This window comes from Dactylosporangium sp. CA-092794 (genome assembly GCF_050948465.1).
Taxonomy (GTDB): domain Bacteria; phylum Actinomycetota; class Actinomycetes; order Mycobacteriales; family Micromonosporaceae; genus Dactylosporangium.
In genome coordinates this window covers 8,162,105-8,176,152 of the sequence record NZ_CP192044.1, presented here as the reverse complement: position 1 = coordinate 8,176,152, position 14,048 = coordinate 8,162,105, and the positions used below count along the sequence as shown (strand labels likewise).

13 protein-coding genes are annotated in these 14,048 nt (G+C 67.9%); 9 read left to right on the top strand and 4 right to left on the bottom strand.

Annotated elements, in window-relative coordinates; translation table 11 throughout:
• Positions 1-22 precede the first annotated feature (22 nt).
• A complete protein-coding gene (locus tag ACQPXD_RS34945) occupies positions 23-1,186 on the bottom strand; it encodes a M24 family metallopeptidase (RefSeq protein ID WP_432825592.1) in 1,164 nt (387 codons plus the stop codon).
• A 58-nt stretch (positions 1,187-1,244) separates the two neighbouring features.
• Entirely contained in the window at positions 1,245-2,528 is a 1,284-nt protein-coding gene (locus tag ACQPXD_RS34940) for a threonine synthase (RefSeq protein ID WP_432825591.1), read from the bottom strand.
• Between the two features lie 210 nt (positions 2,529-2,738).
• Here ACQPXD_RS34940 and ACQPXD_RS34935 point away from each other — a divergent pair, with 210 nt between their 5' ends.
• The 8 genes from ACQPXD_RS34935 to ACQPXD_RS34900 all read left to right on the top strand — a co-directional run bounded on the left by ACQPXD_RS34935 (position 2,739) and on the right by ACQPXD_RS34900 (position 11,176).
• Positions 2,739-3,719 carry a hypothetical protein gene (locus tag ACQPXD_RS34935; RefSeq protein ID WP_432825590.1) on the top strand — a complete coding sequence of 327 codons (981 nt, stop codon included), beginning with the start codon at positions 2,739-2,741 and terminating at the stop codon, positions 3,717-3,719.
• Between the two features lie 127 nt (positions 3,720-3,846).
• The gene (locus tag ACQPXD_RS34930) at positions 3,847-5,136 is read left to right on the top strand and encodes an amidohydrolase family protein (RefSeq protein ID WP_432825589.1); all 1,290 of its coding nucleotides are present in this window, start codon (positions 3,847-3,849) and stop codon (positions 5,134-5,136) included.
• Between the two features lie 74 nt (positions 5,137-5,210).
• Positions 5,211-6,623 carry an FAD-binding oxidoreductase gene (locus ACQPXD_RS34925; protein WP_432825588.1) on the top strand — a complete coding sequence of 471 codons (1,413 nt, stop codon included), beginning with the start codon at positions 5,211-5,213 and terminating at the stop codon, positions 6,621-6,623.
• The gene (locus tag ACQPXD_RS34920; RefSeq protein WP_432825587.1) at positions 6,620-7,702 is read left to right on the top strand and encodes an isopenicillin N synthase family dioxygenase; all 1,083 of its coding nucleotides are present in this window, start codon (positions 6,620-6,622) and stop codon (positions 7,700-7,702) included. The genes ACQPXD_RS34925 and ACQPXD_RS34920 overlap by 4 nt, the downstream gene beginning before the upstream one ends.
• The gene (locus ACQPXD_RS34915; protein ID WP_432825586.1) at positions 7,699-8,094 is read left to right on the top strand and encodes a VOC family protein; all 396 of its coding nucleotides are present in this window, start codon (positions 7,699-7,701) and stop codon (positions 8,092-8,094) included. Before ACQPXD_RS34920 ends, ACQPXD_RS34915 begins: the two co-directional genes overlap by 4 nt.
• A 28-nt stretch (positions 8,095-8,122) precedes the next feature.
• Complete coding sequence (locus tag ACQPXD_RS34910; RefSeq protein WP_432825585.1) at positions 8,123-9,286, top strand: hypothetical protein; 1,164 nt, start codon at positions 8,123-8,125, stop codon at positions 9,284-9,286.
• 53 nt (positions 9,287-9,339) lie between these two features.
• A complete protein-coding gene (locus ACQPXD_RS34905; protein ID WP_432825584.1) occupies positions 9,340-10,173 on the top strand; it encodes an ABC transporter permease in 834 nt (277 codons plus the stop codon).
• Between the two features lie 58 nt (positions 10,174-10,231).
• Complete coding sequence (locus tag ACQPXD_RS34900) at positions 10,232-11,176, top strand: nucleoside hydrolase (protein WP_432825583.1); 945 nt, start codon at positions 10,232-10,234, stop codon at positions 11,174-11,176.
• On the opposite strand, the gene ACQPXD_RS34895 is transcribed toward ACQPXD_RS34900, so the two are convergent.
• Positions 11,146-11,829: a TetR/AcrR family transcriptional regulator gene (locus ACQPXD_RS34895; protein WP_432825582.1), complete on the bottom strand. Its 684-nt coding sequence runs from the start codon at positions 11,827-11,829 to the stop codon at positions 11,146-11,148. The two genes, ACQPXD_RS34900 and ACQPXD_RS34895, sit on opposite strands and share 31 nt — an antisense overlap.
• A gap of 188 nt (positions 11,830-12,017) precedes the next feature.
• On the opposite strand from ACQPXD_RS34895, the gene ACQPXD_RS34890 reads away from it, so the two are divergent.
• A complete protein-coding gene (locus ACQPXD_RS34890; protein WP_432825581.1) occupies positions 12,018-13,259 on the top strand; it encodes an acyl-CoA dehydrogenase family protein in 1,242 nt (413 codons plus the stop codon).
• A 34-nt stretch (positions 13,260-13,293) separates the two neighbouring features.
• Here the strand turns inward: ACQPXD_RS34890 and ACQPXD_RS34885 are convergent, their stop codons facing one another.
• Positions 13,294-13,986 carry a DsbA family oxidoreductase gene (locus ACQPXD_RS34885; RefSeq protein ID WP_432825580.1) on the bottom strand — a complete coding sequence of 231 codons (693 nt, stop codon included), beginning with the start codon at positions 13,984-13,986 and terminating at the stop codon, positions 13,294-13,296.
• Positions 13,987-14,048 lie beyond the last annotated feature (62 nt).

Below are 14,048 nucleotides of genomic sequence, written 5' to 3'. Positions count from 1 at the left end.
ACTCCTCGCTGGACGCCGGGCTCTACAGGACGGTCAGGTCGCGGCTGAGCGTGGTGATGATCGACGGACCGTCCTCCGTCACGACCACGGTGTCCTCGATGAACGCGCCACCGACGCCGAGCCGGTAATAGGGCGTCTCGACCTCGAAGACCATACCCGGCTCGATCACGGTATCCGCGTTGGGCGAGAGCACCGGCAGGTCGTAGTACTCGATACCGATGCCGTGCCCGACGTGCTGGCGCTTGTAGCTCGGGATGCCCGCGTCCCGCACCGCCTGCACCGCGGCGTCGAAGACGTCACGCGCGACCACGCCTGGGCGGATCATGTCGATGGCCACCTGCTGGCCGGCTTTCGAGGCGTCGAAGAGGAACCGCAGTTCGTCGGAGGGCTCACCGAAGGAGACCAGCCGGCCGATATCGGAGCGGTATCCGCGGTACTTGATGCCGACGTCGAAGAACGCGAAGTCGTTCGCGGAAAGCTTGATGTCCTCGGACGCCGGCACCTGCCCGAGCGCAAGACCCTTGCCGAACCGGACCAGGCAGAATCCGGTGCGGCCACCCTCGGCGGCCACCGTGCGCTCGAAGGCGTTCTGCACCGCCTTCTCGCTGACGCCCTCGGCGAACTCCGCGAAGGCCGCGCGCAGGCCGCTCTCCGTGATGCGCAGCGCTTCCGTGATGCGCTCCACCTCGTCGGGCATCTTGACGGCCCGGATGCTGCGCAGCAGCACCGACGCCGGCCGGAACCGCGCGCGGGGGAACTTCTCCGCCAGCGCTTCGAACAGGCCGCGGTTGGGCCCACGTTCGTCGACGGCGACCACCCCCTCGGCAAGGCCGAGCCGGGTGATCGCCTCGGCGAGTGCGTCGACCGAGGCGCGGCCCACCTGGTGGGCGACGGTGATGGTCTTGACCCGCTCCTCGTCCGCGTTCAGCGCGACACCGTCGACGAAGTCCCGGAAGAAGGTGCCGAAGGTCACCACGTCGCGCAGTGTCGGGTAGCCGCCCAGGGTGAGGTCGGCAGCGCCGATCGAGCAGACCACGATCCCCGCTTCTGGGGCGTCGGCGGTCGCGACCGTGTAGAACTCGGAGTCGAGGGGGAACAGTTCCTGCCCGTCGTCCCACACACCCGACAGGTAGAAGTTGTTCTCGAGGGTCGCGGACACGATGCCGTCGACTCCTGCGGCCTTCATCAGAGCTCTGGCCCGAGCCACGTTGATGGACATGCTTCCCCTTCCATTCGCCCCGGCGTCACGCCGGGACGGCGAAATCCTTTGCTGTGAAGGCGTAGGTGTCCGAGAGGACACGCAGCGCTGAGCCGAACTCGGCCGAGCACTCGGGGATCGGCGGCAGCGCGGCCGCAGTGGTCTGCGGATCCTTGAGTCCGTCGGAGGTGAGCACGGCGACGACGACCGACTCGGGGTCGACGGCGCCCGCGGCGACCAGGTGGGGCAGCGCCGCGACCGACAGCGCCGACGAGGTCTCCACCCAGATGCCCTCGAGGGCGCCGAGATCGCGCTGCGCCCGCAGCATTTCCTCGTTCGACGCGGTGCGCGCCGAGCCGCCGGTGCGACGCAGGACGTCGAGGGCCTGGAAGGTCGACAGGTTCGACCCGACCGACACGGCCACCGTCGGCGCGGGCACGTCGACCGCCTCCACGACGTCGGCGCCGCCCGCCAGGGCCTGCTCCAGTGGGCCGTAGACCTCGGCGGCGTGCATCACCGGCACCCGGTCGATGACGCCGGCCCGCTGGTACTCGGCCATCGCCTTGAAGGCGCCGGAGAACGCGTCGCCGGCACCGACCGGGAACACGACGTGGTCGGGCGCAACGCCCAACTGGTCGACGATCTCGTAGCCGATGGTCTTGTAGCCCTCGATGCCGTAGCAGTTGCTGCCGAAGAACGGGGAACCGTACACGGTCACCGGGAACCAGCCGAGCTCATCCACGCCGGCTTCCATGAGACTCCACCGGTCCTGCACCGTCGGCGCGGCCAGCAGGTAGGTGCCGTAGATCGCCATCTGCGTCTTCATCGCGAGCGGGAACTTCTGCGTCGTGAACATCACACACGGCAAGCCGGCCCGGGCGGCCATCGCGGCCACCGCCGCCCCGGCGTTGCCCGAGGACGACCCCACGACCACCCGCCGGCCGAGCTGGCGCGCCGCCGACACCGCCGCGGCCGCCAGCCGGTCCTTGAAGGAGCCGGTGGCGTTGCGGCTCTCGTCCTTCAGGTAGAGCCGCGGGATCCCGAGCTTGGCGCCCAAGCGGGGCGCGGCGAGCAGAGGGGTCGCACCTTCGCCGAGGGTGACGATCGACGATTCGTCGATCGGCAGCACCTCGCGGTAGTGCCACATGTCCCGCAGCGTCTCCGCGTGCCCGGCAACCCGGCGCAGTGCCCTCAGCAGTTCGGCGTCGTCGTAGACGACCTGCACGTTGCTGGGCTTGCCGTCCGCGAGGCAGGCCGGGCATCCCTTGAACGGGCCGGCGGGCGAGCCCTCGGCGCCGCAGCGGATGCAACGGGTGGCGCGTGGACGCATGAGCACGTTCCTCCAAGGCGCTGCCGGTATTGCGTCTCACGCTACTGCATTGCGTGTAGAGATATCAACCGCAGTCGGCCGGGGCCCGCGCCGGGCGGGATCTCGGGCCCCGAGCCGGCCGACGACGACATCGGTGTCCAGCAGCCGTCCGGCTCCCGCGGATCGGGAGAACAGGACGGTGACGCGGGCTGGGCGTGCCATCATGGCGGCGTGTCCCGCGCCCAGGTGTTCGTCGAGCGAGTGCCGCGCCCGGAGTTCGCGGCGATGTTCCTCCCGGGCGGAGCCCTCGCCGGCATAGCCGGCCTGGTGCGTGCGTCGGATGGGCGCCTCGACCTGGATTTCTGGGTCGACAGCCGAGCCAACCTCGAGCGGGCCTCGGTCTACTGCGGGCTGGCGAAGCTGGTCGACATCTACGCAGGCCGGGGCCGGCGACTGAGATTGGAGACGACCGGCCTGGTGCGTCGGCGCCTGTCGCTGCCCGACAACCAAGCCGCGTGGATCCGCGAGGAGGACCACACCGACTTGGCCGCCCACGTCGTCTCGCTGGTCGACCGCGCCGTGCCCGTGCTGCCGGAGAGCCACACGCGGGCCGGCCGGACGCTGCGGGCGGGCCGAGGACGCAGCGTACTCGCGCGGAGCTTCGGCCCCCGGTTCGATGACGAGCGGACGGGAGCCCCATGGCTCGCGGACATCACCGGACGTGTGCGTGACGCTCTGCTCGAGGTCGGAGGGATCCCCCGGAACCTGCCGCCGAAGCCTTCCTGCGACGCGCTGATGATCGACCGGTCGGGCCGTCTCCTGCTCGTGGACGCCGAGGCGCCGAGGTCGGCCGAGGTCGGATTCGCGCCGTCACGGGCGACACAGAACATCGCGCTCTGGGACGCCTGGGTCGCGGCGGACCCCGGCGCACTGTCCCACCTGCGGAAGATGGCCCGCCTGCGCGAGGGCCTCGGACTGTGCCGGGCCGGCACCGCCGATCTCGTGCTCTCCTCGGGGGCTCCGCGGAGCACCTTCGTTCTGGCGACGGAATCAAGCGTCAGCGCCGCGCTCATCGGACGCATGGAGCAGGCCGCGGCGGTACTCGCGAGGGCCGGACTGCTCGACGCGACGCGCTTCTGCTACGAACTCACGCCGCCGTCCGAGCCCGGGCCGGTGCAACACGGAATTTACCCAGACGCAATCGAGGAATAACGCTCGTGCTGGAACTCTGCTTCCAGCACATGGTGTTCCTGGAGCCTCGCAAGCGCGAGCCATGACAGAAATACGCGAAGTGCCTCACATGCAGCGGGATGACTCCCACGGCCGCTGAGGAGCAATCGTGTCATTTCCTGTCCCGGCAGTCTCCGCACTGCCGCAGCCGATCACCCGTCTGTCCCGCGCGCGCCTGGCCGGCGGCCGCTTGGTGGACGTGCGGATCAAGGATGGCGTCGTCGTCGACGTCGCGCCTACCGGGACCCTCCCGGTCGCGGACCCGGCCGCTGAGGTCCTCGACCTCGACGGCTGGCTGCTCCTCGCGGCGCCTGCCGAGCCGCACGCCCACCTCGACAAGGCGCTCAGCTTCGACCTCGTCCGGCCGCCGCTGGGCGATCTCGACTCCGCCGTCGCCTCGTGGGTCGGATACGCACCCAGCCTGACCGTGGACTCGATTGCCGAGCGCGCCCGGACCCAGGCACTCGCGATGCTCGCCAACGGCATCACCGCGATCCGTACCCACGTCGATATCCACCCCGGTACCGCGACCAGGGGTGCCCAGGCGCTGGTCCGGGTGCGTGAAGAGCTCGCCGGCCTGATCGACCTGCAGATCGTGGCGTTGCCCCACTGGCGAGCCGGCGACGCCGAGATCGCCGCCGCGCTGGACCTGGGGCTCGACCTCGTCGGCGGCGCACCCCACCACGCCACGAACCCCCTCGGCGAGGTCGAGCGGATGGTGGCCTTCGCCGAAAAATACGGCCTGGGTCTCGACCTCCACACCGACGAGCGCCTCGACGGTCCCGTCAGCCTCGACCACTACGCGCGACTGGTCCGCCGCCTGCCGCACGACAGGTCGTACGCCGCCAGTCACTGCGTCCGGCTCGGCACCCTGCCCCCGGACCAGCGAGACGCCGTGATCAAGGAGGTCCTCCGCTCCGATCTCGGCGTCATCGGGCTGCCCGCTACGAACCTCTACCTCCAGGGACGCCAGCACGCCGCCGCCGTCCCCCGCGGGCTCACCGCACTGCGCCCGCTGATCGATGCCGGGGTCAGGGTCGCCGCCGGAGCAGACAATGTTCGCGACCCGTTCAATCCCGTCGGCCGAAGCGACGCCTTCGAGACGGCCTCCCTGCTGGTGACCGCCGGTCACCTTGCTCCGGCCGAGGCGTGGCACCTGGTCACTGACGGCGCCCGCGCGGTCATGGGTCTGCCCCTCGTCGGCCCTCGGGTCGGCGCACAGGCCGACCTGCTCGCGGTGCCCGCGGCGAATCTGGTCCAGGCGATCGCCGAGGGTCCGGCCGACCGGCTCGTCGTGCGTCGCGGCAACCTCGTGGCTCGATCCACGCTGAGCCGCGACATGGCCCGGCCGGACCGTGCTTTTATCGCGGAGCGCCGGTCGCTGCACCCGCTCGCCTGACGAGCCCTCGGCCGCTGTCCCGTCTCGCCATTCCAGCACACCGTCGCGCCTCCGCCTCCCGCAGGAGATCAGCCATGCCCGCAACCCATCCCCGGGCCATCGAAGAACTCGTCGGGCTGCTCGGCTCCGACCGGGTCATCCCCGCCGGCAAGGGCGTCACCAGGTACCTCAGGGACTTCTCGTGGTACAGCCCCGTACTAGAGAACGAGTTCGCCGACACCACCGTCGAAGCCGTCGCGATCCCGCATTCGGTCGACGAACTGACCGAGCTGGTCTCGATCGCCGCCCGGTACCGGATGCCCCTGACGATGCGCGGCGCCGGCACCGGCAACTACGGCCAGTCGCTCCCGCTGCAGGACGGTCTCGTGGTCGACGTGCGCAAGATCGCCGGGATCGAAAGGGTCACCAACCATAGCGTCGTCGCTTTGGCCGGCACCAGAGTCACCGAGATGGAGCAGGCCGCCCGCCGGGCCGGCCGGGAGCTGGCGGTGATGCCCAGCACCTACCGCATCGCTGCCGTGGCCGGTTTCATTGCCGGAGGCTCGGGCGGCCCGGGTCAGGTCACCAACGGCAACCTCTGGGACGGAAACGTCCTGTCGGTGGAGCTGCTCACCGTCGAGGAAGAGCCCCAAGTGATCAGGCTCCTCGGCGAGGAAGTGAACAACGTCCTGCACCTGTACGGCACCGTCGGCGTGATCACCCGCGTCGAGCTGCGCACCGTGCCTGCGCACGAATACGCCCAGTATGTGATTGACTTCGAACGTTTTCCCGACTGCGTTCGCTTCGGCTGGCAGGTCACCGCGAGCAAGAAGGTCCACCTCCGCCTCGCCTCGATCCACTCGGCGCCGCTCGGCGCCACGATGAGCGGGATCGCCGACTTGTTCCCGGCCGGCAACGCCGTCGCGCTGCTCTGGGCCGACCCGGCTGATCTCGAGGCGCTGACGGCGCTCGTCGCCGCGCATGGCGGCCACCTCCAAGCGGCGCCGGAGGAGGTCAAGGAGATCATCCACTTCTCGTTCAGCCACGCCGTGATCTGGGTCCGCCGCGCCTACCCGCATTCCTCGTGGATGCAGGCCACCTACGCGGCCACGGACCAGGAGGCCCTGGTCCGGCAGGTCGAGGCGATCGCCGACAAGTACCCGGACATCTACAAGTTCCACCTGGAGTTCGCCACCCATCCCGGCGGCGTCGTCCGCGCTTGGGGCGTCGACGTCCTGCTGGACATGCCCGACCACGGCGAAGCCCTCGACGAGCTGATGGCCTACTGCCAGTCGGTCGGCGTCAAGGTCCTCAACCCGCACAGCTACGTGGTCGAGGAGGGCGGGTTTGTCGGCGACATCACCCAGATGCTCGCGCTCAAGGCCACGTGCGACCCCTACGGGATCCTCAACCCGGGCAAGCTCGGCACCAGCTTCTACGCCGGCCGCGCGTGGCGGGGCCCAGGCCAAGGCGCTCATGCAGGCACAGCAGAAGGGAACCTCTCATGACCAACGGCTCATTCACCGTGCCTACGGTTGATATCTCTCCGTACCTGGCGGAGCCGAGCGAGGCGAACGCGGTCCAGCGCGCCGAAGTCGCCGCCCAGCTCGATCGCGCGTGCCGGGAGGTGGGCTTCATCCAGATCGTCGGCCATGGCGTCGATCCCTCGACCATCGGCGGCCTCGCGGCTGCGCTCGACGAGTTCTTCGCCCTGGACGACGACACGAAGGACCACTACCGGAAGCCGGCCGGATCGAATCGTGGCTACACGCCGCCGAAGTCGGCCTCACTCAGCATGAGCCTCGGCATTCCGCCCGCCAACATGATGAACGACTTCTACGAGGCGTTCACGATCGGGCGGGAGGCGAACGACTACCCGCACGTGGACCTGCCTGAAAGGACCTATCCGCGCAACGTGTGGCCGACGGAGGCGCCGGGCTTCCATGCGGCGGTGGCGAGGTACAACGAGGCGGTCAGCGTCGTCGCCCGGGCCGTCCTCTGGGCGTTCGCCGACGCCCTCGGCGTGGGACGACCGTTCTTCGAGTCGGTAACCGACCATTCGATCGACACACTCAAGATGAACAACTACGCCCTCCCTGAGGTGCCGGTCGATTTCGCTGAGGAACTGATCGGCATGGGCGAGCACACGGACTTCGGCATCCTGACCGTCCTGTGGGCCGACCGCGTCGCCGGGCTGCAGATCCTCGACAAGGAGGGAACCTGGCACGACGTCATGCCGGATGAGGGGGCCTTCCTGGTCAACCTCGGCGACGCCATGGCGCGTTGGACGAACGACCAGTGGCTGTCGACCATTCACCGGGTGAACCCGCCCATCTCGGCGGGCCGGGTGCAGCGTCGCCGCTCGGTGGCCTTCTTCCTCGACGGCAACTACGACGCCGTCATCGAGCCCATCGCGACGCTCGTCGCCGATGGGGAGGAGTTGTACCCGCCGATCACCGTCGAGGAGAACATCAACGCGAAGCTCGCCGGCCTCGAACTGGGCAAGAAACCGGCGAACGCAGGTCGTGAGGCCGACCGGGTGCTCGGGGCCCAGGGCGCGGGCGGGATCCAAGGCCGGCCGTCGTGAGCGCCGTCTTCGACCACGCCGCGATAGAGACCACTCGCATCGAGGAGGATGCGCGCCTCTACGTCGAAGCCCTCGGCCTCAGCCAGATCCGGTGGGGAACTCACAGCGTGACGGGAGGGCGCATCGCGATGCTGAGCGACGCCGAAGGCGTCAAGATCGAGCTCATCGAAGTCGAGTCGCCCACCGGCACTCTGGCGCATCTCGCCTTCAGGAGCGAAGACGTAACCGTCGCTCGTGCCGCCGCGATCGCGGCCGGATGTGTCGGCGAGGGCGAGTTGCGATGGATCGAGGCCGCGAAGGCCACCACGGCGATGGTCAGCCTGCCCTCGGGAGCGTTGGTACAGCTCATTCGATATGAGGCCGATAGTCCTGACCTTCCGGGAGCGGGCTGACGCCGGGAGTTTCCACGAAAGGAATCCGATGAAGACAAGGCCCCTTTACCTGTTCGCCGCGGCGTTTGGACTGTTGCTGGCCGCGGCCGGCTGTAGCGCCGGCGACTCGTCCAGCGGCGACGACTCGAACCCCGCGAACACCGCGGCGTCGGGCACGGCCGGCTATCTGACGAGCGTGTGCCCCTCGACGATCAAGATCCAACTGGGCTGGTACCCCCAGCCCGACCCCTACGCGATGGTCTTCGGTCTGCTCGCACCCGGTGGGAAGCTTGACACCGGGAAGGCCGGCTACGCCGGCACGGCGCTTGCCGATCCAAATCAGAAGATCGAGATCATCGGCGGCGGGCCGCTCGTGAGCTATCAGCAGGTCTCCTCGCTGATGTACGCCGATCCCGATATTCTGCTCGGCGATGTGAGCCTGGACGAGGCGATCGCACAGTCGAAGAAGTTCCCGACGGTGGGCGTCATCGCGCCCTTCGAGAAGTCCCCCCTCGGGCTCATGTACAACCCGGACGCCGTGAGCTTCACGTCGTTGCAGGACGTCAAGGACTCGAAGACGACAGTGTTGGCGGCCTCCGGCCAGACTTCGATCGCGGCACTGGTCGGGCTCGGGAAGCTGGACAAGAGCCAGATCGACTCGAGTTACAAATACAGCCCTGCCCAGTTCGTCGCGGCGAACGGCAAGATAGCGCAGCAGGCATTCGCGACGGAAGAGCCGTACGCCTACGAGAACTCCTCGTTCTGGAAGAAGCCGACCAAGGTGCTCCTGCTGGCTGATCAGGGCTACCCCAACTATCAGAACGACTTCGTGGTCACTCCGGCGAACCTGCAGAGCAAGGCAGCATGCCTCCAGCGACTGGTACCGCTGATGCAGCAGTCGATGATCGGCTACTTCAAGCGCCCGGACGCCACGAACGCCCTGATCGCGGATCTCTCCACCAAGCTCAAGAACCCGACTCCGGTCACCATCGGCTCGGAACAGTTCGCGCGGGATGTGATGAGCTCGCAGGGCCTGGTGGCCAATGCGGCGGGATCGCCGACGTTCGGCCTGTTCGACGCCTCGCGCGTGCAGAACATGGTCGAGGTCGTGAGCCCGGTCTTCACGGGGACTGCGAACTTCGACCCGGAGGTCAAGCCCGGGGCGTTGTTCACCAACAAGTTCCTCGATCCGAGCATCGGCTTCGCGAAGTGACGGAGCCCTCGCTGGTCCTGGGCGGTCAGGCTCCCCGGGTAGGTGCTGAGACCGTGGAGTCGGTGCCGGTGCGCCGCCCACGCGCCGCAGCTGTCCGCGCGCGTGGCCGGCGTGTCCGGCGCATCGCCGCCCCAGCGGTGGTGTTCCTGCTCTGTGTCGGCGTGTGGTATCTCCTCGCGGAGGTGCTGATGCCCCCGAGTCGCCGTTTCCTGGTGCCGCCACCACACGCCGTCTGGCAGGAGAGCATCGCGAACGCGGCCAACCGGGACGAGCTCCTGCGTGGGCTGTGGGTGACGACCAAGGTCTCGCTGTGCGGCCTGCTCATCGCGATGCTCATCGGCATGGCGTTCGCCGTGGTGATGAGTCTGGCCGATTGGCTGGAGGACTCGTTCTACCCCTACGCGATCCTCCTTCAGGTCATTCCGGTCCTGGCAATCGCCCCTCTGCTGGGGCTCCTCTTCGGGTTCGGCTTCACGAGCAGGGTGATCGTCTGCGTCCTGATCGCGTTGTTCCCGATCATCACCAACACACTCTTCGGCTTGAAGGCAGCCGACAAGAGCATGCACGAGCTCTTCACGTTGATGAAGGCCGGGCGAGCGAGGCGACTGCTGACGTTGCAGCTCCCGGCAGCGCTTCCGTCGATCTTCACCGGACTGCGCATCTCGGGTGGAGCCGCGGTGGTCGGCGCGGTGGTCGGCGACTTCTTCTTCCAACGCGGCGAGGCCGGACTCGGTGTGCTCCTGCAGGCATACAGCACCCAGTTGCTGACCCCGCAACTGTACGGCGACGTCATCCTCGCCGCCTTGCTGGGGATCACCATGTTCACGGTGCTGTCAGGCTTGCTGGCGCTCATCACGGGCAAGTGGTACTCGCCCACCACCAAGTAGGAAAGAGTGTGAGCGAACTGTGGTATCCCCGTCCTCGGGCGACCCGGGTCCCCTGCGGGTGATCGTCGACACCGATCTGTCACTGGGCGCGCCCGGATCGGAAATCGACGATGGCCTGGCCCTGGCCATGGTGGTGGCTGAGCCGCGATTTGACCTGCAGATGGTCACGACCGTCAGCGGCAACGTCGATGCCGCGAGCGCCGCCTCCCTGGTGCTCGATCTGTTCGAGCGGCTCGACGTCCATGACGTCCCCGTATTCAGGGGTGCCATGTCGGCACTGTGTGACCCTGTGCCGCGTCGGCCGTCGGTCTTGACCATGCCGGAAGCTGAAAGCGTCGAGGGCCTGGCGAACGGGTACGCCGCCGCGGAGATCGCGCGCCGGGTCGTGGAATCTCCCGGGGAGATCACGGTCGTCGCGATCGGCCCGTTGACCAACCTCGCGGTGGCCATCAATATCGAGCCCAGATTCGCCGATGCCGTCAAGGAGATCGTCGTCATGGGCGGGACGTACTTCAGGAATTTCGGCTGGGGTTCGCTGCCGAGCGAGTTCAACTTCTGGTTGGATCCGGAGGCCGCCCAGGTCGTGCTGCGCAGCCGGGCCAAGGTGCGCCTCGTCGGTCTCGATGTGACCACGCAGGTGCGAATGTCACGCGCCGATGCCCAATTGCTGCGCGACCGTGGCGGACGGTTTGCCGAATACGCCGGTGCATGCGCGCTGGCTTGGATTGAACGGCTGGCGAGTGAGTACCCGGGCGACCCGGACACGGGCGACTCATGTTCGATGCACGACCCGCTGGCGGTGGCGGCAGTGGTCAGACCAGATCTTCTGGATTGGCAAGATGCGCACGTGGACCTCATCACGCACGACCAACTCGGCCGAGGCGTTGCTGTCGTCGATCGCCTCGATTCCCCGCGCAGCCGCAGCCCAAACTGTTCCCTGGCCGTCGGAGTCGACGCTGAGTCCGTTCGCGACTACGTGCTCGGACTGCTCGGTGATCTGTAACCCGGTTGAGGCAGCACCTGAGTTCTCATCGCGAAAGCGAGCCACGCGTTGAAGGCCGGCTCGTCCCAGTCGCGGTGAAGTACCATTCGGCTGTACAGCGCAGGGTCATTGAAGATGCAGAGGATGTCGGCTGCCATCTCGGGTGAAACGTCGGGGCGGAGGCCGCCTCGGAGCAAAAGCTCGTCGACTATCGCCCGTGCGCCGGACAAGCGGCTCTCCTCGACCTCGCGCATGAAATCGATCAGCTCGGGCTCCACGCCGGCGGCAACGCGAAGGGCGTCGTAGACGCGGGCGACCCGCCGGAAAACATCCAACAGAACGCGTGCGTAGGCATCCAGCACATCCGATTGGGTGCGCGCCTCATACACCTGCTTGGCCCACGGGCGCTCGGTCGCGGCGATCGGCTCGTCGTCCCCGAGGACCGCCACCCTGTAAGCCGCGCGTATCAGCGCCGGCTTACCCCCTACGGCGTTGAAGACCGTCGCTCGCGCCACGTCGGCGGCCTTCGCGATCGCGTCCACCGATGTTGCCGCGTAACCGTGCTCAGCGAAGAGGCGTGATGCCGCGGAGATCACCGCAAGGCGGCGGGCGCGCGCCCGCTCCTCACGGACGTCCGACCGGTATGGGCGCTTGACCGCCGGGTTACTGATCATTAGACTCCGAGTCTAACAAATTTTGGTTACTTTGTCGCTGAGTCACTCGCTGTGATGTCCGGGTTGTCTTGTCTGGGCGTTGCTGTGCTGTGGCGCCCAGACTATCCGGACCGCCGGCCGAGCGTTTCGCAGGCCGACCCGTGCGGAACCTGCATCCAATCCGGCTCCAAATCGAATCGGAGTAAGACATGTTCGGTACCAGCAGCAGCGCGATCGATGACGATCGCGGCGCGCTCGAGGATGCGCTAGTGGACCGGGTCCGTGAAATTGTGGGTGCCCCCGACTACCTGCAGCGCGCGGTCGACGCGGACCGAGCCGGGCAGCTGTCGATCGACAACGTCCGCGCACTCCAGGAAGCCGGGATCACCGGGCTGGTGGTCGACCCGAGGTTCGGGCCCAACGGTGCCCGCCTTGAGCTCGTCGTTCGCGTCATGGAGGCGCTCGCGTACCGGGATGCCTCCACGTCGGTCGCGCTCAACATGCACTGGCTCGGCGGGCGTACGCTCGCCCGGCTACCCTCTTTCCCGCGTCGCGACGAGGCGCTGGCCGCGATCGCCGCCCATGAGGCTCTCATCTGTGGGGCGTTCTCCATTCCTACCGGCGGCCTGGACTCCCGCAAGGCGGCGCTCACCTGTCGCGAAGCAGGCGACGATCTTGTCTTCAACGGACGGGCCGGTTTCGGTTCGATGAGCGATGCGGCGAGCTACGCGATGCTGGGCGGGACCGTCGCCGGAAGTGATGCGAGCGACCCGGCATTCGCGATCACGGTGGGCAGGTTCGGCGAGCCGGGATTGATCAACCACCACAACTGGAGCGCCATGGGGATGCGCGCGACGGCGAGCAACGACATCGAGTGCCGCGACCTGTGCATCCCGAAATCGGACTGTCTGATCGCACCGATGAGCTCGTTCAAGGCGCGGCGGCAGACCGAGACCGCGGCGGTGGCGTTCGGGATCACGGCGATCTGGCTGGGCCTGTCGCAGGCCGCGTTCGACTTCACGGTCGACTACACCCAGAACCGCTACGGCTACATGGCCTCCGGAACCTTCAACGCTTCAGCGTCACAATATCGCGCTGACGAGGCGTGGGCGCAGTCCGCGATCGGCAACATGGACCACTGGCTCGGTACCGGTCGTGTGCTGCTGCGAGACATGGTCGCGCGGCTGAACGACTACGCGGACGAATCCGTCCTGACCAGGGATCTGCTCCGTACGCTGTTCCACCTTCGCCGTATGTCCGAGGAAGTCGCCATGGGGGCGATGAAGACCTGCGGCGCGCACGGATTCGTCACCGAACGTCCGCTCGAGCGAATCTTCCGGGACCTCATCGGCGGCATCGTGATGGCGTGGAAGACGGATCAGATTCAGCAGACGCTCGGCATCGGGGCGCTCGGGCGACCGATCACGTTTACCGGTCCCGCCGGCTCTTGAGCCGGCAGGACCGGTCCGCGGGGGCGGCTCGCCGTCATCCGTTCCGGCCCGCGCGGACCTGGTCGAGGATGTCGACGAATGCGGCGCTGGTCTGCGCGCCGGCGACGCCGTACTTGCCGTCCAGAACGAAGAACGGCACGCTGCGCACGCCCAAAGCGCGGGCCTGCGCCGCATCGCGCCGCACATCGGCCAGGTGCCGATGCTCACGCAACGCGGTGACGACGAACGCCCGGTCCAGACCGACCTCGGCCGCGAGATCCGCGAGCTCGTCATGATGGCCGATGTGCCGTCCTTCGGTGAAGTACGCCCGGAACAAGCGCTCCAGCATCGCCTGCTGCACGCCGTGTGCTCCGGCGAGCTGCAGCAGCTCATGGGCAAGGGCCGAATTCGTCGGTTGTAGCCGGTCGAAGCGGTATTCCAGCCCTTCGGCGGCGGCGAGCTCGACCATAGCGCCGTGCATCCCCGCCGCCTGCTCCGGTCCGACGCCGCGCGCCCGCATCAGGAAGGTCGTGGCGTCCACGTCGATGTCGACCGGAGCGTCGGGCGCGAGTTCGAACGTGTGGAGGTGCACCCGGACCTCGCCGTCGAACCGCTGCACCGCGGATTCGAAGCGCCGCTTGCCGATGTAGCACCAGGAGCACTGGACGTCAGACCAGACATCGATGTCGATGACGTCGTCAACGCCCGTGGAAGCGACCGCTCCCGGGCCTGCTTGTCGGGTTGTCATATGCCCGCTCTCCTTCCGGGTGGATAACTGGGGTACCCCACCATTTATGTCTCGCCACGATA

Bases quoted from the DNA above. Each gene is read 5' to 3' on its own strand.
- ACQPXD_RS34945 (WP_432825592.1), bottom strand. From the start codon at position 1,186: ATGAAGGCCGCAGGAGTCGACGGCATCGTGTCCGCGACCCTCGAGAAC.
- ACQPXD_RS34910 (WP_432825585.1), top strand. From the start codon at position 8,123: ATGAAGACAAGGCCCCTTTACCTGTTCGCCGCGGCGTTTGGACTGTTG.
- ACQPXD_RS34895 (WP_432825582.1), bottom strand. From the start codon at position 11,829: ATGATCAGTAACCCGGCGGTCAAGCGCCCATACCGGTCGGACGTCCGT.
- ACQPXD_RS34925 (WP_432825588.1), top strand. From the start codon at position 5,211: ATGCCCGCAACCCATCCCCGGGCCATCGAAGAACTCGTCGGGCTGCTC.
- ACQPXD_RS34920 (WP_432825587.1), top strand. From the start codon at position 6,620: ATGACCAACGGCTCATTCACCGTGCCTACGGTTGATATCTCTCCGTAC.
- ACQPXD_RS34940 (WP_432825591.1), bottom strand. From the start codon at position 2,528: ATGCGTCCACGCGCCACCCGTTGCATCCGCTGCGGCGCCGAGGGCTCG.
- ACQPXD_RS34885 (WP_432825580.1), bottom strand. From the start codon at position 13,986: ATGACAACCCGACAAGCAGGCCCGGGAGCGGTCGCTTCCACGGGCGTT.
- ACQPXD_RS34890 (WP_432825581.1), top strand. From the start codon at position 12,018: ATGTTCGGTACCAGCAGCAGCGCGATCGATGACGATCGCGGCGCGCTC.